Origin of the sequence: Bacillus sp. ISL-35 (genome assembly GCF_018613355.1) — a bacterium.
Lineage (GTDB): Bacteria > Bacillota > Bacilli > Bacillales > Cytobacillaceae > Mesobacillus.
Genome location: NZ_JAGGQK010000001.1, coordinates 371,663 through 396,511 on the forward strand (window position 1 = coordinate 371,663; position 24,849 = coordinate 396,511).

The 24,849-nt window shown below is 43.0% G+C and carries 28 protein-coding genes and 1 other RNA gene; 19 read left to right on the forward strand and 10 right to left on the reverse strand.

All coding sequences use genetic code 11. From position 1 onward, the window contains the following. Positions 1–79: 79 nt before the first annotated feature. The 6 genes from J7E38_RS01950 (at position 80) to J7E38_RS01975 (ending at position 4,096) form a co-directional block, all read left to right on the forward strand. Complete coding sequence (locus J7E38_RS01950) at positions 80–250, forward strand: YpmA family protein (RefSeq protein WP_214707208.1); 171 nt, start codon at positions 80–82, stop codon at positions 248–250. A 48-nt stretch (positions 251–298) separates the two neighbouring features. Further along, a complete protein-coding gene (locus J7E38_RS01955; protein WP_214707206.1) occupies positions 299–811 on the forward strand; it encodes a cell wall elongation regulator TseB-like domain-containing protein in 513 nt (170 codons plus the stop codon). A 48-nt stretch (positions 812–859) separates the two neighbouring features. Beyond that, positions 860–2,041: a pyridoxal phosphate-dependent aminotransferase gene (locus J7E38_RS01960; RefSeq protein ID WP_214707378.1), complete on the forward strand. Its 1,182-nt coding sequence runs from the start codon at positions 860–862 to the stop codon at positions 2,039–2,041. Positions 2,042–2,262: 221 nt separating this feature from the next. Continuing rightward, positions 2,263–2,970, forward strand: coding sequence for a DnaD domain-containing protein (locus J7E38_RS01965; RefSeq protein ID WP_214707204.1), 708 nt, complete (start codon positions 2,263–2,265; stop codon positions 2,968–2,970). A gap of 102 nt (positions 2,971–3,072) precedes the next feature. Next, positions 3,073–3,723, forward strand: coding sequence for an endonuclease III (gene nth, locus J7E38_RS01970; RefSeq protein WP_214707202.1), 651 nt, complete (start codon positions 3,073–3,075; stop codon positions 3,721–3,723). A 37-nt stretch (positions 3,724–3,760) separates the two neighbouring features. After that, the gene (locus J7E38_RS01975; RefSeq protein WP_214707200.1) at positions 3,761–4,096 is read left to right on the forward strand and encodes a YpoC family protein; all 336 of its coding nucleotides are present in this window, start codon (positions 3,761–3,763) and stop codon (positions 4,094–4,096) included. Between the two features lie 50 nt (positions 4,097–4,146). Here the strand turns inward: J7E38_RS01975 and J7E38_RS01980 are convergent, their stop codons facing one another. Both J7E38_RS01980 and recU read right to left on the reverse strand, forming a co-directional pair. Then, the gene (locus J7E38_RS01980) at positions 4,147–6,789 is read right to left on the reverse strand and encodes a penicillin-binding protein 1A (protein WP_214707198.1); all 2,643 of its coding nucleotides are present in this window, start codon (positions 6,787–6,789) and stop codon (positions 4,147–4,149) included. Between the two features lie 32 nt (positions 6,790–6,821). After that, positions 6,822–7,436 carry a Holliday junction resolvase RecU gene (recU, locus tag J7E38_RS01985; protein ID WP_214707377.1) on the reverse strand — a complete coding sequence of 205 codons (615 nt, stop codon included), beginning with the start codon at positions 7,434–7,436 and terminating at the stop codon, positions 6,822–6,824. 126 nt (positions 7,437–7,562) lie between these two features. On the opposite strand from recU, the gene J7E38_RS01990 reads away from it, so the two are divergent. From J7E38_RS01990 to J7E38_RS02000, 3 genes are all read left to right on the forward strand, one after another. Continuing rightward, positions 7,563–8,549 carry a DUF2515 domain-containing protein gene (locus J7E38_RS01990; protein WP_215038143.1) on the forward strand — a complete coding sequence of 329 codons (987 nt, stop codon included), beginning with the start codon at positions 7,563–7,565 and terminating at the stop codon, positions 8,547–8,549. A 407-nt stretch (positions 8,550–8,956) separates the two neighbouring features. Then, the gene (locus tag J7E38_RS01995) at positions 8,957–9,211 is read left to right on the forward strand and encodes a hypothetical protein (protein ID WP_214707194.1); all 255 of its coding nucleotides are present in this window, start codon (positions 8,957–8,959) and stop codon (positions 9,209–9,211) included. Positions 9,212–9,388: 177 nt separating this feature from the next. Then, positions 9,389–9,766 (forward strand): YppE family protein, encoded by a 378-nt coding sequence (locus tag J7E38_RS02000; RefSeq protein ID WP_214707192.1) that lies wholly within the window; start codon positions 9,389–9,391, stop codon positions 9,764–9,766. Between the two features lie 87 nt (positions 9,767–9,853). Here J7E38_RS02000 and J7E38_RS02005 read toward each other — a convergent pair whose 3' ends face one another. Continuing rightward, on the reverse strand, positions 9,854–10,051 hold the full coding sequence (locus J7E38_RS02005) for a YppF family protein (RefSeq protein ID WP_214707190.1): 198 nt from the start codon (positions 10,049–10,051) through the stop codon (positions 9,854–9,856). A 191-nt stretch (positions 10,052–10,242) separates the two neighbouring features. On the opposite strand from J7E38_RS02005, the gene J7E38_RS02010 reads away from it, so the two are divergent. Next, positions 10,243–10,788: a YppG family protein gene (locus tag J7E38_RS02010; RefSeq protein WP_214707188.1), complete on the forward strand. Its 546-nt coding sequence runs from the start codon at positions 10,243–10,245 to the stop codon at positions 10,786–10,788. Between the two features lie 42 nt (positions 10,789–10,830). Here J7E38_RS02010 and J7E38_RS02015 read toward each other — a convergent pair whose 3' ends face one another. After that, positions 10,831–11,301: an Hsp20/alpha crystallin family protein gene (locus J7E38_RS02015; protein ID WP_214707186.1), complete on the reverse strand. Its 471-nt coding sequence runs from the start codon at positions 11,299–11,301 to the stop codon at positions 10,831–10,833. A 415-nt stretch (positions 11,302–11,716) separates the two neighbouring features. Between J7E38_RS02015 and hcp the strand changes: the two genes are divergently transcribed. Then, the gene (hcp, locus tag J7E38_RS02020; RefSeq protein WP_214707184.1) at positions 11,717–13,018 is read left to right on the forward strand and encodes a hydroxylamine reductase; all 1,302 of its coding nucleotides are present in this window, start codon (positions 11,717–11,719) and stop codon (positions 13,016–13,018) included. A 246-nt stretch (positions 13,019–13,264) separates the two neighbouring features. Here hcp and J7E38_RS02025 read toward each other — a convergent pair whose 3' ends face one another. Continuing rightward, a complete protein-coding gene (locus tag J7E38_RS02025) occupies positions 13,265–13,957 on the reverse strand; it encodes a Crp/Fnr family transcriptional regulator (RefSeq protein WP_214707182.1) in 693 nt (230 codons plus the stop codon). Positions 13,958–14,151: 194 nt separating this feature from the next. On the opposite strand from J7E38_RS02025, the gene J7E38_RS02030 reads away from it, so the two are divergent. From J7E38_RS02030 to J7E38_RS02065, 8 genes are all read left to right on the forward strand, one after another. After that, positions 14,152–16,428: a DEAD/DEAH box helicase gene (locus J7E38_RS02030; protein ID WP_214707181.1), complete on the forward strand. Its 2,277-nt coding sequence runs from the start codon at positions 14,152–14,154 to the stop codon at positions 16,426–16,428. 14 nt (positions 16,429–16,442) lie between these two features. After that, positions 16,443–17,750 (forward strand): ribonuclease H-like domain-containing protein, encoded by a 1,308-nt coding sequence (locus J7E38_RS02035; protein WP_214707179.1) that lies wholly within the window; start codon positions 16,443–16,445, stop codon positions 17,748–17,750. Positions 17,751–18,136: 386 nt separating this feature from the next. Further along, positions 18,137–18,445, forward strand: coding sequence for a CotD family spore coat protein (locus tag J7E38_RS02040; RefSeq protein WP_214707177.1), 309 nt, complete (start codon positions 18,137–18,139; stop codon positions 18,443–18,445). 113 nt (positions 18,446–18,558) lie between these two features. Beyond that, complete coding sequence (locus tag J7E38_RS02045) at positions 18,559–19,119, forward strand: SLOG family protein (RefSeq protein WP_214707175.1); 561 nt, start codon at positions 18,559–18,561, stop codon at positions 19,117–19,119. Positions 19,120–19,300: 181 nt separating this feature from the next. Next, positions 19,301–19,600, forward strand: a complete 300-nt coding sequence (gene gpsB / locus J7E38_RS02050; protein WP_144481460.1) for a cell division regulator GpsB — start codon at positions 19,301–19,303, stop codon at positions 19,598–19,600. An 83-nt stretch (positions 19,601–19,683) separates the two neighbouring features. Beyond that, positions 19,684–20,072, forward strand: an RNA gene (gene rnpB / locus J7E38_RS02055) — RNase P RNA component class B. A gap of 135 nt (positions 20,073–20,207) precedes the next feature. Further along, complete coding sequence (locus J7E38_RS02060) at positions 20,208–21,356, forward strand: THUMP domain-containing class I SAM-dependent RNA methyltransferase (RefSeq protein ID WP_214707173.1); 1,149 nt, start codon at positions 20,208–20,210, stop codon at positions 21,354–21,356. 127 nt (positions 21,357–21,483) lie between these two features. Continuing rightward, positions 21,484–21,651, forward strand: coding sequence for a hypothetical protein (locus J7E38_RS02065; protein WP_214707172.1), 168 nt, complete (start codon positions 21,484–21,486; stop codon positions 21,649–21,651). A 347-nt stretch (positions 21,652–21,998) separates the two neighbouring features. Here the strand turns inward: J7E38_RS02065 and J7E38_RS02070 are convergent, their stop codons facing one another. From J7E38_RS02070 to J7E38_RS02090, 5 genes are all read right to left on the reverse strand, one after another. Continuing rightward, the gene (locus J7E38_RS02070) at positions 21,999–22,304 is read right to left on the reverse strand and encodes a metal-sulfur cluster assembly factor (RefSeq protein ID WP_214707171.1); all 306 of its coding nucleotides are present in this window, start codon (positions 22,302–22,304) and stop codon (positions 21,999–22,001) included. A 13-nt stretch (positions 22,305–22,317) separates the two neighbouring features. Next, on the reverse strand, positions 22,318–23,562 hold the full coding sequence (locus tag J7E38_RS02075) for a hypothetical protein (protein WP_214707170.1): 1,245 nt from the start codon (positions 23,560–23,562) through the stop codon (positions 22,318–22,320). A 5-nt stretch (positions 23,563–23,567) separates the two neighbouring features. Beyond that, positions 23,568–23,783, reverse strand: a complete 216-nt coding sequence (locus J7E38_RS02080; protein WP_214707169.1) for a DUF2249 domain-containing protein — start codon at positions 23,781–23,783, stop codon at positions 23,568–23,570. A 1-nt stretch (position 23,784) separates the two neighbouring features. Beyond that, positions 23,785–24,024, reverse strand: coding sequence for a DUF2249 domain-containing protein (locus J7E38_RS02085; protein WP_214707168.1), 240 nt, complete (start codon positions 24,022–24,024; stop codon positions 23,785–23,787). Positions 24,025–24,129: 105 nt separating this feature from the next. Further along, positions 24,130–24,819 (reverse strand): Crp/Fnr family transcriptional regulator, encoded by a 690-nt coding sequence (locus J7E38_RS02090; RefSeq protein ID WP_214707167.1) that lies wholly within the window; start codon positions 24,817–24,819, stop codon positions 24,130–24,132. Positions 24,820–24,849: the final 30 nt, after the last annotated feature.

A 24,849-nucleotide genomic window follows, 5' to 3' on the forward strand; every position in this document is an offset into this window, starting at 1 on the left:
TGAGTGGTGTTAATTGTATTGTTTGCAGCTGGATGCTGTTCTATAAATGTCAAAAAATGTGCAAGGAGAGAGTTGCAGGATGGAAAGCAAAATCGAAATAATCTCTACGGTTAAGGTCCAGAATAGTCCGGATCTATATAAAATAGTTGATGCCCTTAACAGGTCCTTGAAACATGATGACCTCATGTTTGGTCTGGCTTTGGATCAGGAGGATGAAGATAAGGCCGTCTTTACCATTTACCGTACCTAATGAAAATATCTTTTATTTTACCGCTTGTTCAATAAGGTGAGCGGTGAAGTGAGCTTACATAAAGAAGGGATACATGTGAAAAAGTGGATTTTACTGAGTGTTCTTTTAGTGGCAATCATCATGGGAATCCTGGTGAATGTTTACTTGAATGCGATTGAGCCAGTAAGTGCTGCAGAAAATAAGGCTGTGAAGATTGCAGCAAAAGAAACGAACCTGTCTGATTTCACTGACTTCAATCTGTACAGTGGTGAGGAAACTTATTATGTCATGACAGGGAAAAATGCCAGGCAGGAAGACGTATATGTCTGGATCAATGAAAAAAATGGTGAATTGATCACGAGAAATGCTAAAAATGGAATCACGAAAAAAGAAGCGTTAAATAAACTATATCAGGAAAAAAATCCTGATGAAATCGTCGCGGTAAGGCTTGGCATGGCCAGAATCCAAAAGACGGACAGGCCAGCCTGGGAGATTTATTACCGAAAAAACAGCGACACCATCAATTATTATTATGTCGATTTCGAGACGGGCGAGAAATTGAGGGCAATTGATAATTTATAAACGTGTTCTATGGAGCGCAATTAAAATATAGGAGGAAATGGGATGGAGATCCAGTTAGCCGGCAGAGTGGGAGCACTCACACCTTCATCAACTTTGGCCATCACGGCAAAGGCAAAAGAATTGAAAGCACAGGGAAAAGACGTAATCGGACTTGGAGCAGGTGAGCCTGACTTCAATACACCGCAGCATATAATCGATGCGGCGGTGAAATCGATGAATGAGGGATTCACAAAATATACTCCTTCAGGCGGGCTTCCTGAATTGAAAAAGGAAATCGCAGCGAAATTAAAAGCAGATCAGGAGCTTGAGTATCAGTTGAACGAAATCATTGTCACCAGTGGTGCAAAGCATGCATTGTACACATTATTCCAAGTTCTGCTTAATGAGGGCGACGAGGTCATCATTCCAATCCCTTATTGGGTCAGTTATCCAGAGCAAGTAAAGCTGGCAGGGGGAACTCCAGTCTATGTTGAAGGGCTGGAACAAAATAATTTCAAGATCACTCCAGCTCAGCTGAAGGAGAAGGTGACGGATAAGACCAAGGCAGTCATCATCAATTCGCCGAGCAATCCTACGGGAATGGTTTATTCAAAAGAGGAATTGCAGGCACTTGGAGATGTTTGTCTTGAAAAGGGCATACTGATCATTTCGGATGAAATCTATGAAAAATTAATTTATGGTGAAGCTGAACACATCTCGATCGCACAACTTTCAGAGAAGTTGAAAAAGCAGACCATCATCATCAATGGCGTTTCAAAATCCCATTCCATGACGGGGTGGAGAATCGGTTATGCAGCGGGCGACAGCATCATCATCAAGGCAATGACAGACCTTGCAAGCCATAGTACCTCGAATCCGACTACTCCGGCACAATATGCGACAATCGCAGCATACGCGGGATCGCAGAAAGAGGTCGAGACGATGCGTACCGCTTTTGAGGAAAGGCTCGAGATTATTCACCTCAAGTTGAATGAGATCCCGGGAATCAGCTGCATCAAGCCTCAGGGAGCATTTTACCTGTTCCCGAATGCAAAAGAAGCTGCCCTGATGACAGGCTGTAAGGATGTAGATGAGTTTGCGGAAAAACTGCTGACTGAAGCGAATGTTGCTGTTGTTCCTGGCTCTGGTTTTGGGGCTCCGGACTTTATGCGCCTTTCTTACGCCACATCACTCAGCCAATTGGAGGAAGCAATCAGCCGAATTCATGGCTTTGTTAACAGTCGTGCATAAAACAGCAGACGGAGAACTGGAAACCGGTTCTCCGTTTCTTTTTGAAAGGCTCCGTAATCTCAGTGCCAGGAACAAAAAGCTTCAGCTTTGTTAACCAGCTCATTTGGTTTAAATATGAATCACCTTTTCGATATTTTTCGACTAATTTCCCTTTTTAATCTTTTTCTATTTTATTACCAGCCGGGCTTGTTCATGCTATACTATGAAAAGAGGTGTCCGGAATGAAAAAAGCAGATATGTTAGATTGGCTGAAAGAAGGGAATGTTACGATTCCTTCAGTATTGCTGACTCAGTACAAAGAAATGAGATTGAACGAACAAGAATTGGCATTATTACTCCATGTTTTCTATTTTTCTGAAAAAGGAAATGAATTTCCTACTCCCACTGAACTTGCAGCCCGCATGACGATATCCGCTTTCGAATGTACTGATTTGCTCCGAGCACTGATCCAGAGAGGGTTTATATCAATCATTGACGGAAATTCCACTGATGGAATCAGATATGAAAAATACTCACTAGAGCCCCTGTGGGATAAGCTGTTTGACCAGTTCATGCTAAAACGTAAGCAGGAAAAAGAGCTTATGGAGCAGAAGGAAGAAACAGATTTATATACCGCGTTCGAAAGAGAGTTCGGCAGGCCTTTGTCGCCATTTGAATGTGAATCTCTCGCCATGTGGATGGATGATGATCACCATGATCCGATTATCATTAAAGCTGCCCTGAGAGAGGCTGTGATTTCAGGTAAATTGAATTTTCGGTACATAGACCGGATTCTTTTTGAATGGAAAAAGAATGGAATCAAGACAATCGAACAGGCTAAGAGTTACGGAAGGAAATTCAGGCAGCACCAGAGCACTCAAAGGGCAGGGAAGGAAGAGCCTAAGGTTTCCGCTAACCCTGTACCGTTTTATAACTGGCTAGAACAGTAATTGTTATGAGAGAATTCATTCATTCTCTCTTTTTTCATTTCAATATGTTTATTGAAGAAAACAATCCCAAAAATAGCAAAATCAGAAATGTGGTGAAAAATCATGCTAAATAAGCAGCAAATCAGGTTCTGTCTCGATGAAATGGGCAGGATGTTCCCAAATGCACACTGTGAGCTGGTCCACTCCAATCCTTTTGAACTTGTGATAGCAGTTGCATTGTCGGCTCAGTGTACAGATGCACTTGTCAATAAAGTGACGAAGAACTTATTTGAAAAATATAAAACTCCTGAGGATTTTTTGGCCGTGACACTGGAGGAGCTGCAGCAGGATATCCGATCAATTGGTCTTTATCGTAATAAAGCGAAGAATATCCAAAATCTATGCAGGATGCTCATCGATGAATATGGAGGAGTAGTGCCTGCAGACAGGGATGAATTGACAAAGCTTCCCGGAGTAGGCCGGAAAACAGCTAATGTCGTTGTTTCCGTTGCATTCGGAGTTCCTGCCATTGCAGTGGATACACATGTCGAGCGTGTCAGCAAACGGCTTGCTTTTTGCCGTTGGAAGGATTCAGTGCTGGAGGTCGAGAAGACTTTAATGAAGAAAATTCCTGAAGAAGAATGGTCAATTACCCATCACAGGATGATCTTCTTTGGCCGGTACCATTGTAAAGCACAGAATCCAAGATGTGAGACTTGTCCTTTGCTTGATGTTTGCAGAGAGGGCAAGAAAAGGATGAGGGATAAACTGTAAGCAAAGGACTATTTCCAACGGGGAGAGGAACGCTGTTATGGAGAAATTCCTCAATGAATGGAATCATTACAATACAGAACTGCGCCATCACTTTTCAAACAGGGATCGTGACCGGATACTTCCAGTAATGAAAAAGGCAATTGCATTATTCAAGCAATTCCTCTTCGCGACGAATGGATTGAATCAAGACGTGCATTCGGTTGAGGATTGTAAACTCAAGCCCGTGAACGTCCGAGAAAGACTGGAGTTTGTTTCATCAAGGCCTGGCCTTTTCCAATCCTATAAGCAACTGGCGGAATTATTCGCTGAACAGGAAAAGCAGTATGCCAGAAAGACAGCTTTAAATCATGCAAAAAATAAACGCCCTGACTAATCAGGACGTTTATTTTTTATGTTTTTTTCTTTTATGGAAAGAGAATAAGGTTAATCACCGTCTCCGTTTCCAGTGCCGCCACTATCATTATTGCTTCCGGTACCGCCGGCCTCACCAGTGCCTTCACCGGTAACGTCTCCAGTTCCGGTGTCATTACCATTTCCGGTGTCGTTGCCATTTCCGGTGTCGTTGCCATTTCCGTTACCATTACCATTACCATTACCATTTCCATTTCCATTTCCGTTTCCGTTCCCGTTCCCATTGCCATTCCCGTTATCATTCCCATTACCATTGCCGTCTTCGCCTTCATCACCTTCACCATCTCCAGGCAAAGAGAAATCTGGGACTTCAATTTTCAGGGTAGCTGGTTCAGAACGCTGATCACCACGAACAGCCGTTACTTTGAAGGAATATATTCCGCCTGGAACTGCATTGGCGATTTTCAAACCGGTTTCGGTCGTCTTCGTTAATTCCTGCTCAGGACCTTCATCAAGGGATGCAGTTACCTCGAATTGGACATCTTCCTTGTTATCCTGTTTGAATTCCCAAGTTAGGATGATTTCATTTTTCACTTCATCATATGCGGCTTCAAGCTTTGAAGGAGTTTCAAGCTTTTCAAATTTCTTGGATGTTTCCTTCGGTACATTTCCTTTCACTGCCCACTCGTAAAGGATCTGATCCTTTGGAGTATACTCACTGGCAAGCTTGGCAGGCATTGTGCCTTTTTCAATTTTTACTCTTTCAACACTCTTCGGAACAGTGAAATCCGGTGTATCTACATCTTTAGAGACATAGGTCATCAGATCTTTGAATAGCATCTGTGATATTTTTTGTTCTGTACCGTAAAGTCCGGTTTTCCGGTCACTGTAACCCGTCCAGACTGAGGCAGTATACCTTGTTGTATACCCAACAAACCAGGAATCTGGCACGCCGCCTTCCTTGATTCCGAATTTATCGATATCCTCTTCCGTGTAATTCGTTGTTCCTGTTTTACCGGCAACATGAAGGTTTGAGATATTGGCGTATGTTGCCCCGGTTCCTTGCGTGATTGCCGTTTTCAACATATCAGAAATCATAAAGGCAGTATAATCCTTCATGACCACTTCAGTCTCAGGTGTGAGATCAATTTCTGTCTTGTCCCGGAGTACAATTTTCTTTACTGAATATGGCTCCGTATAGAATCCGTTGTTTCCGAATGCTGCATATGCCCCAGCCATTTCAATTGGAGCTATTTCTTTGGAACCGATAGATGCTGATTCATAGAAAGGATCATCAAGTGTCAATCCGAGATTGGAACCGAATTCCCTTGCCTTTTCCAGACCTACAGCCTGGAATGCCTGTAGGGCAGGGATGTTGATAGACTTTGCCAGAGCCATTCTCATTGTCATGACGCCGTTATACTTGTTGTTCCAGTTCCTGATCGGGTCACCCGTTGAATAGGTCATAGGTTTATCTTCAAGCATGTGGTAGGTACCCCAGTGCAAATACTCTATTGCCGGACCATAGTCTAGGATAGGCTTGATTGTTGAACCTGGCTGCCTTTTTACATCAATAGCATAATTCAGGCCACGCTTGACCTGCTGGTTGCGGCCCCCGCCAATCGCACGTATTTCCCCGGTTTTCGTGTCGAGAAGGGTGATGCCTGCCTGAAATTCATCATTTGGGTATTGAACCGCAGCATCTGTATTCAGGATATTCTCAACATGCGTCTGGGCGTTAGGATCAAGGGTTGTATAAATCTCAAGTCCATCGGAAAAAATATCGAAATCGGTCTTTTCAGTTACTTCTTCAATGACCATATCGACAAACGCATCGAAAGGCTCTTCGTCCTTGTTCTTCCTGTTTTCTTCCTTGACGAGACTGGATTCTACAGGAATCTTTTGTGCCTTTTCCATCTCTTCCTTTGAGATGAATCCATGCTGGTTCATCAGGGATAAGACAATATTCCTGCGCTTCTCTGCTTTTTCTGGATTCGTAAAGGGATTGTAGTTATTTGGACTTTGAGGCATTCCTGCCAGCAGAGCCGCTTCATGAAGCTCAAGCTGATCCAAATCCTTGCCAAAATACGTCCTTGAAGCTGTCAGGACCCCATGCATGTTTTCGGACATATAAATTTTATTTACATACATCTCGAAGATTTGATGTTTTGTATATTTCTGTTCAAGCTGATAAGCGAGCCATGCTTCCTGTGCTTTCCTGGAGATTGTCTTTTCAAAGCCCAGGAAGTAGTTTTTCACGACCTGCTGTGTAATGGTGGAAGCACCCTCAGAGCCAAATCCATTCGTGACATTGGCAATGACTGCTCCGCCAAGACGAATGACATCGATTCCATTATGTTTGTAGAATCGGACATCTTCAGTAGCCAAAAAGGCGTTTTCTACTAGTTTGGGTATGTCCTCATAAGCAACATAATCCCTGTTTTGTGAGCCTACTTCTGTTACGAGTTTCTTGTCTTTATCATAGATCTTTGATGAGATCGGGTCTTTGAGCAAGGATTCATCAAGCTTTGGCGTATCCTGTATCATGAATGCAAATGTAGCGATACCAGTCAGCATGCCTATGATGCCCAGGGCGATCAGCGTCAGGAAAATTTTCTTGAACATTCCTTTTTTCGCTTTCTTGCCTTTGGGTTTCTTGTTCCTGGCTGCCTGCTGTCTGCGTCGCTCCTCTCTTGTCTGAGGTTTTTGTGCCATGTTTAGTTCATTCCTTTCTCGCAATCGAAAAACTAACTAAGTTTATAAAGATAATCGATAACTTTGATATAGTCAATCCTTGGATGGAGCCCAAGCGGGATTTTATGACCGCAATCAATCACTTCTTCCTTTGTGATCGACTTCCTGCCGCCTTTGGTCATTCTCTCCCAAAAAGTAAGCAAATTGCTTGCTTCAAGGAGGTAGATTTCCTCCTCAGTCGAAAACCGGAGGATGACAAAACAGATTCCTCCTTGCTCCAGGACGGCTTTCATATGGACAATTTGGTGTTCATGAAAGTTTTTTAATGGAAAAGATGTAGAAAACTTCGTCTCCTTTGCCTCAAAATCAATATATTTTCCTTTATAAACACCATTATAGTCTGTAGTAGAAGCTTGTTTAAAGTATGCCTCTTTAATGACCGCTGCACTCCTTCGCGGATAATCCACATTGACGATTTGGACAGGTGTAGGCTTCTTATGGATTACCGCAATGTTTCGGTCAAGATAAAAGGAGTTGGTTTCATTGAGGTCCTCCTCCAATGTCATCCCTCTGTTGCTATATGCTGCATTCTTTTGTTTTTTTGTTTTTGGTGCTGTCTCTTTATTTGCAGCTGGAATATATTTTTTTCCGTTTGGATAATTGAAAATCAAGCTGACCACCTCGCAGACTACTCTATATCATACCAAATTTAAAAGTTTTTTGGTTGAATAAAAAGCCCCATTTCACTTCACTCTAAGAACAACCTATAAAAAAGGAAGAGAAACGGTGTGTCAATGACCCATATTCCTCAATTTTCAAACCTGCCGGATGAAGAAGCAGAGATAATCAAAAAAATCAGAATCGAAACGGCCAACAAAAACCTGGACAATATCTCAAGAACACAAGCCTATCAGGATTTCTATCTCAGATATCCCGAAATGATTTGGTCCTTCCTTGCAAGCATGGTATCCAGGAATGGAGGCTACAATATGTGTGACCTGGAAGGTGACTGGTTTCCGAGAATGCTTTCTCCTGCTATCCGCAAACGATTATTCCTAACATATGAACGGGCGAATTGGCTGATTTTTCGAGATGCATATGCACAGCTGCTTTTGTACTCTTATTCGACGATAAAAAGCACACCAATGTTTCACTTGCTTCAATTTCTTGATGTTTCGGCTTTTATGGAGAGAGAGTGGAAGGAATTTTGGAAGTATGGAGATAAAAGACGGCTGATGACAGCACTGATTATCAATGAACAAAATGTGATACAGGAACCGGTGATCAAGGAACCGGTATATAAGAGGAGAGTCTTCAATACGTCCATGTTTTCTTTTGAAGATCACCTTCATTTCAGTACAGTCCTCTTTCCTACATGTGAAGGTGAGCTATACGGAGCAAGCGTAAATGGTTTCAAATTTATCAGCAAAAGGATCAATTTGGGGAAGCGGCTGGCATCGATCCTATTCGACCCTCGTTATTACCCTTCATTTCTTGAATTCGCCTTAAATACAGAACATACGGCATCCAGATATGATTACGAGAAATACTTCCCGAATCACAAAAAGAGGGACACGCCATACCTTCGGTGTACTTATCCAATCATCCACCACCATTACCGCCGGCAAGGGGATTGGTTTAAACAGCGGAAGTTTCGCCGGGAATGGTTCAATCCCGACCCGAAACACAGGCATCCTATCCATCTGACAAAATGGTATAAGAATAAGCAAAAACAGCTGCATGCTATGATAACGGTAAAAGAATTGTTCACTCCAGAGTAATGCGGACAAACAAAAAAGCAAGGGGTCCCCTTGCTTTTTTTTCATCATTCAGCCGGGCGGTTAGGTCCTTCAAGCTTTTTGTCGCCATAGCCAGCTTTTTTCTCTGCCATTTTATTCGGCTGCTGCGCGGTTTTACGTTGTTTTTTATTCATGTGAACACCTCCCGACCTTAGTTTGTTCATTTGTTCGGTTTTCATACGATTTGGCCATGTCGAAGACTGTAAAGTTCACTGCTGAAAAACACTTTGTTTGCCGAATCCCTTCTAGTTTTGTCAACCATGAAGGAGGTTGCGTCCCAGGGTAGAATTTTACAATCAAGAGACTGGAAATCCATTAGGAAAGATTCGTCGTCGCGCACTGGGGTTCATTCTGCCAGACCTTAAAATACCAAGTTAGGAGAGATAATCATGAAACAAGGAATCGAAAGAGAAGAGTTTTTAGGGATGTTGACTGAAATGGCCCATTGCCTTGAAGAAACAGACATGAATTTGCTTGAATCTTTGCAAGGAGTCCGGGAAAAAATGTACAATGTCCATTCATTGCAATTAGAAAAAACTAGCAGACTTCTAGATAAAGTAGAACGGGAAATTCCGCAAGCCCTTAATTCCTCGGTACAGACGATCAACGAGCAAGCCTCCTTAAAACTTGAAATGAGTTTTTAAAATATAATAGAATAGATTCAACATGAAGCAGCTTTTTGCCATGAAAGCTGCTTTTTTGTATGTCATTGGACTAAATAAATTTGTGAAATTGGCTAATCTGCACCAGAAAAGTCACAAAGAAAGAAACAAATGAGTTGCGGACTCATAAAAAATAGACCAAAGGAAAGTGTGATTAACTTGGAACCTGACCAAAATCTTATTGCATTATCTGAAAGGTTGCTTGAGAACCTGGAATTTGCTCATCAACGATTTCAATATTCGAAGGAAAAGCGAGTAAGAGGCGATTTTCATGAAGAAGTAAAGCCATTTGCTGATGAGGTAAAGGGGACAACAGACACATGGAGGAAATCAGCGTCCGATTGGGTAGGTCAGAACAGGCCGAAAAACCTTCATGTAAACCAGATTGAAACGGCCGCGGACTACATTGAAGTCATTTCTGTACAGGCGTTTTTTCCAGAAACAAGCAAAAAGCGGTTCCTTGATCAATTACAGTCAGTGGAATTCATCCTGAAAAGTCTGATCATTGCGGTTAAGCAAACAGGCAGCCAAAAATAAAGAAGCACCAGAGCGTTTGAACTGCACCTCAATTGTCAGCCAAGCCGGCAATAAGGGGAGTCCGATCGTTCTGGTGCTTCAACTTTTTTAGATGGTCATTTCTTTCTGATCCTCGGGAATGAAAGCACCTTGCAATTCCAGCTCACGAACAAGGTTCCGGTATTCCAGAATGGTGATCTCATTCTGAATATACGACTTTTTGGTAAAATCGAGCAATTCATTTACATGTTCCGGAGTGTATTCTTTTGTCTGGGCAAATAGATTTTTAAGTTCGTGAACGTTCATTTTTCATCCTCCTCCATCATTTGAGTCCATACTATCATGAAAAAGGAAGAGTCATTCATTTTTCAAAAATTGAAACTTCCGACAACATTTTTCATACTTAGACAAAACCGGAAGCCTTTTCCAACCCTTTCACCCATTGGGCGGTTTGATCATATACTATCGTAATGAATGATCGGAGGAGGATGTTCGCCATGTTTGGCCGCAGAAATAAGACGAATGCCTACCAGCCACAGTGGTGGGTGAATCAATATAGTCAGGACCCTTATCTATATAATGGGAATGATCAAAATTTGAACCGGCAGCAACCGCTCCCTCAACAATATAACACACCATATTGGAATGCCATGCCGGGGAACTGGCAAAACCAATACTCTCCGCAGGGTTTCCCTGTGAATCCTTATATGCAGGGAAACCCTCAGTGGAATCAGCCTTACCCAATTGCCGAGAGCAAAAATAACTATACAAAAATGCTTTTTCAAAATCCGCTAGAACCTGAGGATGACCCTATTTATGGTTACTATAACCCGCAGGCTGACTATCAGAATTATAACCCATATCCGCAACATGCTTTTATGCCAAAGCAGCCATCAGGCATGCAGTCGATCATGAACTCGTTTAAAAGCCAGGATGGGAACCTGGACATCAATAAGATGGTCGATACAGCGGGCCAGATGATGAATGCGGTGACCCAGGTGTCATCCCTTGTCAAGGGACTCGGCGGAATGTTCAAAGTTTAAAAAACAAGCAGGCGATTGTGCCTGCTTGTTTCTGTTAAACAACTATTCATCAATAAAAATGTCTATTTTCTTTCCCTGTTTTTTAGCGATTTTAATTTTAAGCAATCCATCGCGGTAGGATGCCCGGGTCTTTTTATCATTTATGGGATGAGCAAATGGAATTGTCCGGCTGAATTGCCTGGATGAGGCCATATGCATTTCCGTTTTTGCGATATCGTTGATTTCTGAAGTCATTTCGGTTTTGTTTACAAGGATCGTGAGCGAGTTGTTGATGACGTCAATTGAGATATCTTCCTTTTTGATCCCCGGCAATTCTGCTGTCACCACATATTCGTTCACTGTTTCATTTACTTGTACACCGAAGGATGACTGGGGAAAGGGATGCCTGAAAAAATCATCAATGCTTTGCAGGATACCTTTGACAGGCTTCTCCTGCATCAGCTGGTTCATCGATTTGAACCACTGTTCGAGAGTTTCGTTTCTTTTTGGGCGATCAGGATGGTTGGTTGCCATCGGTTCACATCCTCCTCTGCTAAAATTCTTATAATAATCTATGTTGTATGGAATGTCCCTGTTCAAGATGAGGTGTTTTTCTTTAGGCTCTTTTCTCAAACTTTGTTGCTATTGAATACAAAATTGGATTGAATTCGCAGTATTCCTTCGTAAAGTAGACGCTTCTTTTGAGAAAAGAGCATGGAAACTTCATACCGACCTCCAAAATAGGTTTATATTACGTTAAAATCGGATTTAGGATTTTAACAACAATCTTTACGAAAACAGCCTTTCTTCAAAATCAGACTTCAACAGTCCGACGTACTTTTTTGAACACTTTGTGAAAAATGCCTTTAGTGTGATTTAGGTCACATAACCAATTTTTCAACCTCTGTATGCTGAAACAGTAAATAAAGCAGAAAAGGGGAATACACATATGTTTTGTTACCAATGTGAACAAACGCCAACAGGAGGATGTAAAGTTGTTGGTGTATGCGGAAAAGATGAAACAATCGCAAGTCTTCATGATACGATCATTTTTGCTCTGAAAGGCATAGCAGCCTATAGAACCCATGCGAATCAGCTTGGATTCACAGATCCGTTCGTTGATGCAACGACCCACGAAGCATTATATATGACATTGACTAATTCAAACTTTAATGTCCAGGAACATATTGATATGGCGATGAAGGTTGGCCAATCAGCTGTACGCGTGATGGAAATGCTTGATGAAGCGCACACTAGCCGTCTTGGCATCCCGCAGCCTGTCAAGGTGAGCCAGAATAAGATTGAAGGCAAAGCAATCGTTGTAACGGGGCACAATCTATTCGCGCTTGAAGAATTGCTGAAGCAAACCGAAGGCAAAGGAATCAATATTTACACGCATTCCGAGATGCTTCCGGCCCACGGCTATCCAGCATTGAAAAAATATCCGCATCTCAAGGGAAATATCGGGAAGGCATGGTTTGACCAGCGCCGCCTGTTTGAAAAATTCCCTGGGGCAATCCTGGCAACTACAAACTGCGTAATGCCGATCAAGGGTTCTTATGCAGACCGTATGTTTACATACGAAGTAGCAGGACTTGAAAACGTAAGGAAAATTGAAAATGAAGACTTCTCCGTGCTTATCGAAAAAGCGCTGGAGCTTCCAGAGGCTAACATGGAATCGGATGAGACTTTGGTTACAGGCTTCCATCATGAAACAGTGATAGGTCTGGCACCAGAAGTCATAGAAGCAGTCAAGTCAGGAAAAATTAAGCGTTTCTTCGTCATTGCCGGTTGTGATGCACCTGGAAAAGGAGGAGAGTACTACCGCGAGCTTGCAACATCACTTCCTCCAGAAGCAGTCATCCTGACAACTTCTTGCGGAAAGTTCCGATTCAATGATGTCGATTATGGAGTGGTTCCTGGAACGAATATCCCTCGATATTTGGATCTTGGCCAGTGCAATAACTCTGTATCAACGGTAAAAATTGCCAAGGCACTTGCTGATGCCTTTGAATGTGACGTAAACGAGCTGCCGGTTAGTATCGTCCTTTCCTGGTTCGAGCAAAAAGCTGTAGCAATCCTGCTTGGACTTTTCAGCCTGGGAATCCAGGATATCCGCATCGGGCCTAAGCCGCCAGAATTCATTTCTGATGGCGTGATGCAGGTCCTGCAGGATACATTCAACCTGAAATTGATCACATCTGCCCAGGAAGACCTGGAAACAATGATGGGTTTAAGCAAAACTGAATAATAAAAGGCTGTTTTCGTAAAGATTGTTGTTAAAATCCTAAAGCCGATTTTAACGTAATATAAGCCTATTTTGCAGGTCGGTATTAAGTTTGCACGCTCTTTTCTCATAAGAAGCGTCAATTTTATAAAGGAGTATAGGTAATTCACTCCAATTTTGTATTCAATAGCAACAAAGTTTGAGAAAAGAGCCTAATAAAATGAACGCCCGGGGTAAAGAGCCTCGGGCGTTTTGTTCTGAGAATATATACTAGACAAGCTCATCCAGCAATACATCAGGGTCCATGATCATATTCCCATCTGCGTCAGTGGAAATCAGTTCATCTTTTTTCATTTTGGTCAACGTCCTGCTGACCGTTTCCCTGGTGGTACCAATCATATTGGCCAGATCCTTGTTCGTGAAATCCGTCTTCAATAGAACCGTACCATCTTCCTGCTTTTCTCCGTGAAGTTCCCCAAGCCTGATTAAAAGCTTTATGATCTGTTCATACGTATTGTTGAGAATTTGGGCTTCCAGTCTCTCCTGGAGGTCGACGATTTTCTCTCCCAGCACTTTGAATACTTTGATGCTTAAGTGAGGGTTTTCGACAAGGACCTTTTCGAATTGTGAAATCGGGACAACGACAAGGCTTGCTTCCTCCAATACCTCTGAATAACCTGGATAGCCGCCTTTCCTGAAGAATCCTACATGAGGGAACATTTCCCCTTTCTTAAGGATGGCGACGATTTGCTCCCGGCCATTGGCATCACTTTTATAGACTTTCACCTTGCCTTCATTGATGAAATAAACATTTTCCAGAGGGTCACCCTGCATAAAGATATGGCTGTTTTTCTTCCACTGACGCGAAATGGAGATGTCGACGATTTTATCTAATTCATGGTCCTCAAGGTCCCTGAACAAAGAGAATTTGGCCAGTATATTTTTAATTTCATTTTTATTCAAAAGAAACACCTCAAATATTAGCTGTAGTCCACTTCTATTATTTTAGCAAATGGGGGCTGCAAATAACATCCTGGATTTTTAAGGCCAATCTGCGATTAAAAAAAGAGATTCCAAAAACTAGCAGTCTGGTATCAATAATTTTTCTTTTGCAACGAACATTTATTCGCTAAAATAAGGTTAACGAGGTGAACGCGATGAAAGTCCGGAAAAGCATGCAAGAGATTTTGCAAGAATTGAAGGTTAGTGAATCGGTAAAAAAGAATATTGTCCACTGGCATACGATTGAGGAGAAAGAAGCCCGGACAGAAGAGATGCCCGAAGATTTAAGCGGGATCTTGAAGGATGCACTCCAAAGGCGTGGGATTTCCCAATTGTATACCCACCAGAAATCATCTTACGAACAGATCATGAAGAAACAAAGCATCGTTGCTGTCACACCGACAGCTTCGGGGAAGACGCTATGCTATAATCTGCCCGTCCTGCAATCGATCATCAATGATCCGAACGCCAGAGCTCTTTATATGTTCCCTACAAAAGCGCTGGCACAGGACCAAAAGAGTGAAATCAATGAATTGATCCAGGAGGCGGAACTTTCGATAAACAGCTATACATATGATGGCGACACACCAGCCAATATCCGTCAAAAGGTCAGGAGGGCAGGGCATATCGTCATTACCAATCCTGATATGCTCCATTCAGCAATCCTGCCGCACCATACGAAGTGGGTTTCTCTTTTTGAAAACCTGAAGTATGTCGTTATCGATGAACTGCATATTTACAGAGGAGTTTTTGGCAGCCATGTGGCAAATGTCATCAGGAGGCTGAAAAGGATCTGTGAATATTACGGAAGTGATCCTGTTTTTATCTGTACATCTGCGACCATTGCCAATCCGCTGGAGTTGGCTGAGGGATTGACCGAAAAAGAGATGGTTCTGATTGACAATAATGGAGCGCCTTCAGGAAGGAAGCACTTCTTATTTTATAATCCGCCAGTCGTCAATATTCCGTTGAATGTCCGCAGAAGCGCGACTCTTGAAACGAGAAGGCTTGCGGGGGAATTCCTGAAAAATAGGATCCAGACCATCGTCTTTGCAAGAAGCAGGGTAAGGGTGGAAATCTTGCTTACCTATCTTCAGGAGCTGGTCAAGCACAAGCTAGGCCCAAAGGCCATTAGAGGATACAGGGGTGGCTACCTCCCGACGGAAAGGCGTGCTATTGAAAAAGGTCTGCGCTCCGGCGAGATTTATGGTGTTGTCAGTACGAATGCTCTTGAATTGGGTGTTGATATCGGACAGCTTCAGGTATGTATCATGAACGGATACCCGGGTACGATCGCAAGTGCATGGCAGCAGGCAGGCCGTGCTGGCAGACGGCATGGAGAGTCTGTGGTCATCATGGTGGCAAGCTCCAGCCCGCTGGATCAGTATGTCATCCAAAATCCGGATTACTTTTTTAACCGCAGTCCGGAAACAGCCAGAATCAATCCCGACAACTTGATTATCCTCATCGATCACATCAAGTGTGCATCCTATGAATTGCCTTTTAAAAAGGGAGACACTTTCGGGGCAGCGGAAATTGAAGAAATCCTGGAATATTTAACGGAGGAGCGTATCCTTCATCAAAATGGCGACAAATGGTTCTGGATGAATGACGCCTTCCCGGCCCATAATATCAGCCTCCGCTCAGCGTCGCAGGAGAATGTCGTGATCATCGACCAATCAGATGTAGCAAATGTCAGGGTGATTGGCGAGATGGATACCTTCTCCGCCATGACATTGTTACATGAAGAAGCGATTTATCTCCACCAGGGCATACAATTTCAGGTGGAAAAGCTGGATTGGGAAGAGAAGAAGGCATTTGTACGTGAAGTCGATGTCGATTACTTTACCGACGCCAATCTCGCCGTCCAGCTAAGTGTTTTGGAGGAAGACAAACATCGGGGCAATGAAGATACAGAAATCGGGTATGGAGATGTAAGTGTCAGGGCGATGGCTACAATTTTCAAGAAAATAAGGTTTGAGACTCATGAAAATATAGGATCAGGCCCAATTTATCTACCGGAAGAAGAACTGCACACGAGCTCAGCCTGGATCTCCCTTAATAAAGAACTTTCCGAGTTCGCTGATGACCGCCTCGAGGAAGGGTTGATCGGAACATCCCAGGCCCTGAAGCATATCGCACCATTATTCGTGATGTGCGACCCTTCTGATGTCCATGTGGTCCCGCAGGTGAAGGCGGCCCATAATGAAAAACCGACGATTTTCTTTTATGATCGGTATCCAGGTGGAATTGGCCTGAGTGAAAAGATTTATTCTGGCATTGAAGAGATTTTGAAGCAGACGAAGCAAATGGTCCTTAACTGCCAGTGTTCAGATGGATGTCCATCCTGTATCGGGACGGATACAACCTCAATCCATTCAAAAAAAGATGTTGTGAAATTGTTGAATCTTTTCCTTGAAGCCGCAGTCTAGAAAGGAGGGGGAAAATGAGTTTAAAAAACAAATTGAACAGGCTAAAGCCGCATATCAAGAGTGGGATCGATAAGCCTGAAACGCCAGCAGCCAGGAGCTCCATCCCGGAGCCTGAAACGGTAAATGCCGAATCGATACCTGACATCCCATTTCTCGATATCTGGGAGAAGGAACATGTTACCCCCTTCTATTTTGATGGCGAATACTGTCTGGTCAGGGAGGTTGTTTATCCGCTTGACTACAAGCATGGCCACTATCGATTCAGCGATCTGCTTGAGGCGGTCTCCCTGTGGAATCAGGAACAGACCAATCACCCGCTTTCTGCCTCGGGCCATAGCGCAGGCGATTTGGTGTTTTTTGATACTGAAACAACGGGACTGGGCGGGGGAGCAGGGAATACGATATTCCTGCTAGGCCATGCGAGTGTTTCTGAGGATTGTGTAAAACTTAAACAGCATATCCTGCCAAGCCCGGGGGCAGAAGTAGCGCTATATCAGAGTTTTTTGGAAAATGCCGACTATACGACCTTGGTTACCTACAATGGAAAGGCCTTCGACTGGCCGCAAGTCAAAACCAGGCACACTCTTGTCCGTGACCATGTCCCAAAGCTGCCATCCTTTGGGCATTTTGACTTGTATCATGCCGCCAGAAGAATGTGGAAGCATAAAATCGAACGAATGAAACTTAGCATCGTCGAACAGGAAGTATTGGGGCTTGAGCGGAAGGATGATATACCAGGCTTCCTGGCGCCGATGATTTATTTTGACTTCCTCGAGAGGAAGAACCCTGAGGGATTGCTTGGTGTCATCAGGCACAATGAAACCGATATTCTGTCACTATTGACGCTTTATACACATTTAACTTTCCAGATACTCGGCCGTGATCAGTCACAGACAGCACAGGAAACTTACGAGGTTGGACGCTGGTTTTCCTATCTTGGCAATACTGAAAAAGCGAAGCAGGCTTTCAATGGACTAATAGTCGAGGGCAATGATCAGGAAATTTATGCGAAGCACGCACTTGCTTTTGAACATAAAAAACATAAAGAATGGCAGAATGCTGTTCCGTTATGGAAAGAAAGTGCGGAGAAAGGCAGCGTGAAGCAGAAGAAAGAAGCCTGCATCGAACTTGCCAAGCATTATGAACATCGGGAACAGGATTTTGAATTGGCTTTGGAATATTGCCAACTTGCCGAAGATCTTGTCAGGGAAGGGAAGCAGGCAACAAAAAAAGACATGATTTTTAAGCAAGAGCTCGAAAAAAGAATTAAGAGAATTTCCCGGAAAGCATTTCCCGGGCAAGCGCAAAATTCGTCAAATTGACCCTGTTTCAACAAGTTTCGCCAGGTTATTTTCAATTGTAACAAAATTTTAACATTTAAATGCGCAAAACCTGTATTATCCTGTTGTATGTACGGTTCGGACATTGTAAAATGTAAAATTGTATGGTGTTAAAAATCAATATAATTTTACGGGGCTGGTAAGATGTATAAAGCGGTTTTAGTTCTCTATTTTGTTGTCATCACACTTATAGCTGTAATATTCAGCGGACTTAAGGACAACTTTTACACATTCCTTTAATAGATTCATAGGCGCTTGCACCTGAAGAGAATCTTGAAAAAATAGGTGTTTTCATTAGTACAAGACGCATGACTTCTTCATAGGCTGTTAATGTAAAGAATAAGTCTAAACGAAAGGAGTTATGCACTATGTACTGCAAGCCAACCAATGTTTTGCCAACAGTAGTTCATCCTACTAAATGCTGTGTGAATCATAATTTTGTCAACAATGTGGTTCCGCATGTTCATCCATCACATACTACAAATGTAAATCACATCAATTATGACCATGTCCATTACTTCCCGCATACAGAATCAACAGTGAACCAGGTTACAAACCAGAACTTTTATGGCGGACCTGGTCCGGTTCCAGGCGGAGTAGCTCCAGTTGGACCTAGACCGCGCCCAGGATTCGGCGGTCCAATGGGATATGGCCCGGGAATGGGATTCGGCAGATAAAGAAATGCAACAAGGGCTGAACAGCCCTTGTTTTTTTAAGATTAAAAGGTGTTATATAAATCGTTTAAAGGGAATAACTTCAATATGACAAAGATTATTCAAAGGAGTCAACCATGGTTAAAGTAGCCGCGATATCCGGGTATAAACCTTTTGAACTGGGTATATTCCAGCACGACCATCCGGCAGCTGAATACATAAAAACAGCAATAAAGAAAACTTTATTGCCCCTGATCGATGACGGCCTGGAATGGGTGATGATCAGCGGCCAGCTGGGTGTCGAATTATGGGCTGGCGAGGCCGTATTCGATCTTCAGGAAGAATATCCCGACCTTAAGCTGTCAGTATTCACGCCCTTCCTCAATCAGGAGGAAACCTGGAAAGAGGCCAATAAGGAATGGTATGAATCTGTATTGGCTGGGGCTGACCATGTGGATTCGATTACCAGAAAACCCTATGAGAAGCCGTGGCAATTCAGGCTGAAAAATCAATTTTTCATTGAGAAAAGCGACATGCTGGTATTGCTATATGATCCGGAAAAAGAAGGCAGTCCTAAATTCATCTATGAAACCGCGAAAAAGTATCAGGAATCCCATCCATATGAAACACAACTGATCACTTTATATGATCTGCAAATGGTCGTAGAAGAAGAACAATTAAGACAGCAGGGATTTTAATCAAAGAATCTGATATGCTTGAAGTAAAGTTGATATCCAGTTGAAGGGGGCCGCTCCCGCGGGAAGTGAGCCTGGAACGAAAATAAACTTCCTAAATTAACAGAAAACACAAGAAAATTGACAAATCCCCTTGTTTTTGAAAAAATAAATGTGAAGATAGGGGTATATTGAGGTGAATGGAATGCTATCCGATAAAATTCAATTAACTGCTAAAGATATTTTAGAAAAAGAATTTAAAACAGCAATGCGCGGCTACAAGCCAGAAGACGTAGATAAGTTTCTTGATACGATCATCAAGGATTATGAAATGATGCAACAGGAGATTGAAGAACTGCAGCAGGACAATCTTCGCCTGAAGAAACAGCTTGATGAGGCATCACGCCGCCCAAGTACACAGGCAGCAGGCACAACAAATTTTGATATCCTGAAAAGGTTATCGAATCTTGAGAAGCATGTGTTTGGAGATAAACTTTACGATTAATCCAATTCCTGCTAGTTTTTGAAATGTATTACCATTGCTTTTCAGCCTGAACTTACATATAATATTTTTTGTAGCTGTTAATAACGTTCGGGTAATCGCTGCAGTTTTGCTGCAGAGGAAAGTCCATGCTCGCACAGGCTGAGATGCCTGTAGTGTTCGTGCCTGGCCAATTCATAAGCCAGGGCAGTCGGGCTCACGCTCGGCTGACGGCCGGGAAAATGCCTAAGTCGGCAACGATATGGCATGAATACCTATAAAAGTGCCACAGTGACGGAGCCTTCCAAGAAATTGGAAGGGTGGAACGAGGTAAACCCCACGAGCGAGAAACCCAAACGATGGTAGGGGAACTTTCCCGGAGGAACTGAACAAAGGGAAGGACAGGTGATTCTTCATCTGTAGATAGATGATTACCGCCGGAGTACGAGACTTTTGGTCGTTTGCAGTACGATGGTACAAAACATGGCTTACAGAACGTTATTAATGGGTTTGTATGAGTGTTTATTAAAGCTCTCCTTTTGCCAGGAGAGCTTTTTTTATGTATATTTAAGGTTATTGGGCAATTTAATATTGAGATTAATAAGTATATTGATACATAAAGGGTGAAATGATGAAGAATTTTGATATAATCGCAACCTCTGCAATGGGACTTGAAGCAATTGTCGCCAAGGAAGTTCGTGACCTAGGATATGATTGTCAGGTCGAAAATGGGAAAATCGCCTATAAAGGAGATGCTCGCGCAATCGCAAGAAGCAATATGTGGCTTCGTACTGCCGACAGGGTCAAAATAAAGATTGGCGAATTTAAAGCCTATACATTCGACGAACTCTTTGAAAAAACAAAAGCACTTCCGTGGGAAGAAATTTTACCGGAAAATGCTGAGTTCCCTGTTTCGGGTAAATCAGTTAAATCAAAGCTATTCAGCGTATCCGATTGCCAGGCTATTGTGAAAAAAGCTGTAGTTGAACGCCTGAGAACCTCTTATAAAAAGACTGGCTGGTTCGAAGAAAATGGACCTTTATTTAAGATTGAGGTGGCTCTGCTTAAAGATGTTGTTACATTGACAATCGATACCAGCGGGAGCGGTCTGCATAAACGCGGATACAGAACAGGCCAGGGGGAAGCTCCACTGAAGGAAACATTGGCCGCTGCCTTGATCATGCTGACAAATTGGAATCCGGACAAGCCATTCGTCGATCCTTTCTGCGGATCTGGAACGATTCCGATTGAAGCTGCATTAATCGGACAGAATATCGCGCCGGGCTTCAACCGGGAATTCATATCGGAAGGCTGGGGGATCATTCCCGATACAGTCTGGGAGGAAGTAAGGCTGGAAGCGGAGGATCTTGCCAATTATGACCAGCCATTGGATATCAGCGGGATGGATATAGACCACAGGATGGTTAGGATTGCTGAGGAAAATGCTTTTGAAGCAGGTCTTGGTGATTTGATTTCCTTTAAGCAAATGCGAGTCCAGGATTTCACGACAAAAAAGGAATACGGTGTTATTGTCGGGAACCCTCCATACGGCGAGCGCCTCGGTGACAAGAAAGCTGTCGAAGAGATGTACAGTCAAATGGGACAAGCCTTTGCTCCGCTTGATACTTGGTCCATTTATATGCTCACCTCAAACGAGAACTTTGAACAAGTGTACGGAAAGCCGGCAACAAAGAAACGCAAGCTATTCAACGGCTTCATCCGTACAGACTATTACCAGTACTGGGGTAAACGCCCGCCGCGGGCTGGTAAGGAAGAATAAAATTGCAACAAAAAAACACTTCCTCCTGTTTGTAGACAGGAGGATTTTTTTACTTTGATTAACAAGAATAATTTAACGCTTTTATGAATACAATAAATCCATATTTGCAAAGAATGGAGGGATGGCAATGAATTATTCTTTTATCGATTTCCAGCGTATTTCAAAGGCACTTTCTTCTAGTACCGAGGCTTTACGAAATGAATTCCCTTCTGACGATGCCCAATTGGCGGAATTGCAGGAAGCAGAAAACAACTTTCGTCAAGCATTGTCATTTGGCCTTTCAACTTCTAAATAAAAAGCAAAGAAACGCTTGAAAAACAAGCGTTTCTTTTATTGTTTAGGTAATTATAGAATTGTTTAGGTGTGGATAACTACATGTAGTTTTCTTAATCTAGCTCCAGCGCCTAGCCCCTCGAGTCGTTTGTCTAGTGTCGCCTCCTAGAAACTCCGAAACTTCAACTCCGCCGGCAGAAGCAAAAAGCGCTTCTTTGTCGGAGTCTCCAGTTTCTGCGTTTCTGGGCAGTCGGCTATACTTTTCGATTTCGGTCCGCCCTATGAAGTCAAAGAACGACTTCACCGGTCGGCCCTCCAGCGCTTGTCGGGGCTTAACGAGGCGCTTACGCTTTTTGTTCTTGGTCCCATTTAAAATCCCTGCAGCAGTTTTTTTCCATCCTCCGTCATCCGGTCTGGTGTCCAGGCTGGCTCCCATGTCAATTGGACATCAGCATGGTCAATTTCTTCCATTCCCTGAACACAATATTTAATTCCGCTGGCAATGCTGTCATGCAGAGGACAGCCTGGAGTCGTCAATGTCATTAAAATTCTTGCTGTGCGCGGTTCAGGAACGTCAATGTCATAAATCAGGCCCAAATCTACTACATTGATGTTTAATTCAGGGTCATATACGGTCTTTAAATTTTCCCTGATTTTATTTTGTAAATCTGTCATCTCGAATTCCTCCTTAAATAGTTAAGACTTTGGCTATGATATAGCTGAACAAAATACCTGCCATTAGAATCAGGCTCTGGGCAATATAGAAAATTGGCATCAGCTGGACAAAGAATGAGATGATTAACAGCACTGTTCCGCCTGTGAACAAAATGAAGAGTGGAAGTGCCAGTTTTTCATCCATCATGTCTTTTAAGGCAGGCACTTGCTTCTTGCCGATTTCCTTGCTGTATTTATGAGTCCACCAAAGAAATGGCACGATTTTATACAAATATCCGATGATGCTGAATGCAATCCAGGCCATCAAGTACAATAAAAGGATGGGACCCGCGGTTTTTGGCAGCAAATTTACTGAACTTGATACAAAAGCGGCCAGGTGGATGGCTGCCCCGCAGCCAACCGCAAATAACGCGAACATGAATGGGCGATCGAGCTTCCTTTTCACGCGTTTATCGATGATTTTTTTCACATGCCAGGTGAAGACCAAAAATCCAGCAAGCAACATGAAAGTTCCCAGGATTTCCATTAAGTGACTGCCTGTGAAAAAATACGCAACCATCAGAATGATTCCAGCAAAGTAAACGGTGAATACATAAGCTGCCGGCTTCATGGTAAATCCATGGGCCAGTGAAAACATCGGTACCATTTTATAAGAGAAGCCAAAAATCAGCAGCGAGAACCATCCGACAGTGCCCAAGAGTATGTGCGTCTTGAACATGGCCTGGTAATATTCTGATGCAAAGCCGGTCTTCATGCTGATTACCAGCGTGATTCCCAGGGCGATGGTCAGCAGGAGTGAGAATAAGGCGCTGCCGACAAACAATGTGAGTATATTGGGTTTTGCCTGGCTTCGCAGCGTCATGTACATTTGAACAAGGAACATCAGGATGCCTGTCAATGTCATGATTCCAGGAACAAGGGCATCCTGTGGGCGAAGATAAAGTGCCGTAGCAAATGTCAGTATTCCCAGGGCTGTAACGGCAAATTGCCAAAATCCGAACTTTTCGCTCCAGATAGGCGTCAGGAAAGCAACAGGGACGAGCTGGTACATCGCACCCATTGCAACCATAAGGGCCCATCCAAGGACAAATAAATGGGCAGCAGACCAAATGGCCGGCAAACGGAATGTGCCTGTTATCAGCATGTCGCCGTTCAGCAGGATCAGCAGCTGGGAAGTTATCAAGGCAATCATGCTGAAAAAGATGTAAGAAATAGGTAGCTTAATATTTGTCTCGCTGCCACTGCTTTGCTGAAACATTTAAATCACCCCGCTTTTCGGGAAATCGTCACCCGGTAACTTCCGTCTTCCTGTTGTTCTGTCAAATACAGATAGCCGCGTTCATCCAGCTGCTCGAACAGAAACATTGGCCTCCGGTCATTGATGATGATCAGTGTCTGTCCCCGATCGATCTCTTCTAGTGCAGCGAGCGTCCGCATCATTGGCTGTGGCGGCTCAAGCCCTCTATTATCAAGTATCATCTTATTTCCCTCCCGTTTTGGTGAAAACAATTTTGTAATGCTTAGCTTCAATTTTTTCAACCTCATGGTCAAACCCTTTTGCCTTTAAAACTCCATAGAGGGGAACAGGCTTGAAGGGGGCGTGAAGCACAAGCACATCATTCAAGTTCAGCTCTCCAATCGCCTCCATGATTTTCTGGAAAGGCTCCAGCTTGTTATTGATATCTTCTCTGACATCCAGTTCGATCGTTTTTTGTTCCATTGAATTCAACTCCTCGATACGATAGTCGGTATAGTTAAATGATAATCATTTTCAATATTTTGTTCCGTGATGTGAATCACTTAACAAGAGATTTTTTGTATGTGGTCAAAACAACTCCTGATGCAATTTTTCATGGTCGATCAGGTAGGTGCCATCCAAATCAACGCTTATAAATTCCTTCTTTTTTAAATAATTGATTGTTCTGCTGACCGTTTCACGTGAGGTTCCAATCATGTTGGCGAATTCCTTATTGGTGAAATGGGTGGTCAGTTTAAAGCCACGTTCCAGTTTTTCGCCATTTGTTTTGCAAAGTCTCAGCAGCAGCATAATGATTTGCTCGTACGTATTATGAAGAATTTGTTCTTCAAGACGAGCTTGCAAATCAATGATTTTTTCTCCCAGAACCCTGAATAACTTGATGGAAAGCTCTGGATAGGATACGAGAATTTCTTCGAATTTTGAAATTGGCACGACAATCATCTGCGTGTCTTCCATCATTTCTGCGTGTGCTGGATACTGGCCTTTTCTAAAGAAGCCAGCATGAGGGAACATTTCTCCAGTCTCCAAAACAGAAACGATTTGTTCCCTTCCAGATGAATCTGTCTTATAGATTTTCACCTTCCCTGAATGGATGAAGAACACGCGGTCAAGCGGGTCTCCCTGCATGAACGCATACATTTTATTTTTAAAGAATCGTGGCTGGGCAATTTCAACAATTGGATCAAGTTCCTCTGGAGATAATTCTTTAAAAATAGGAACTGCCTTTAATTGCTGCCTGATTTGGGATATATGCATATGAATCTGCTCCTTATTTCGGTTTAAGTT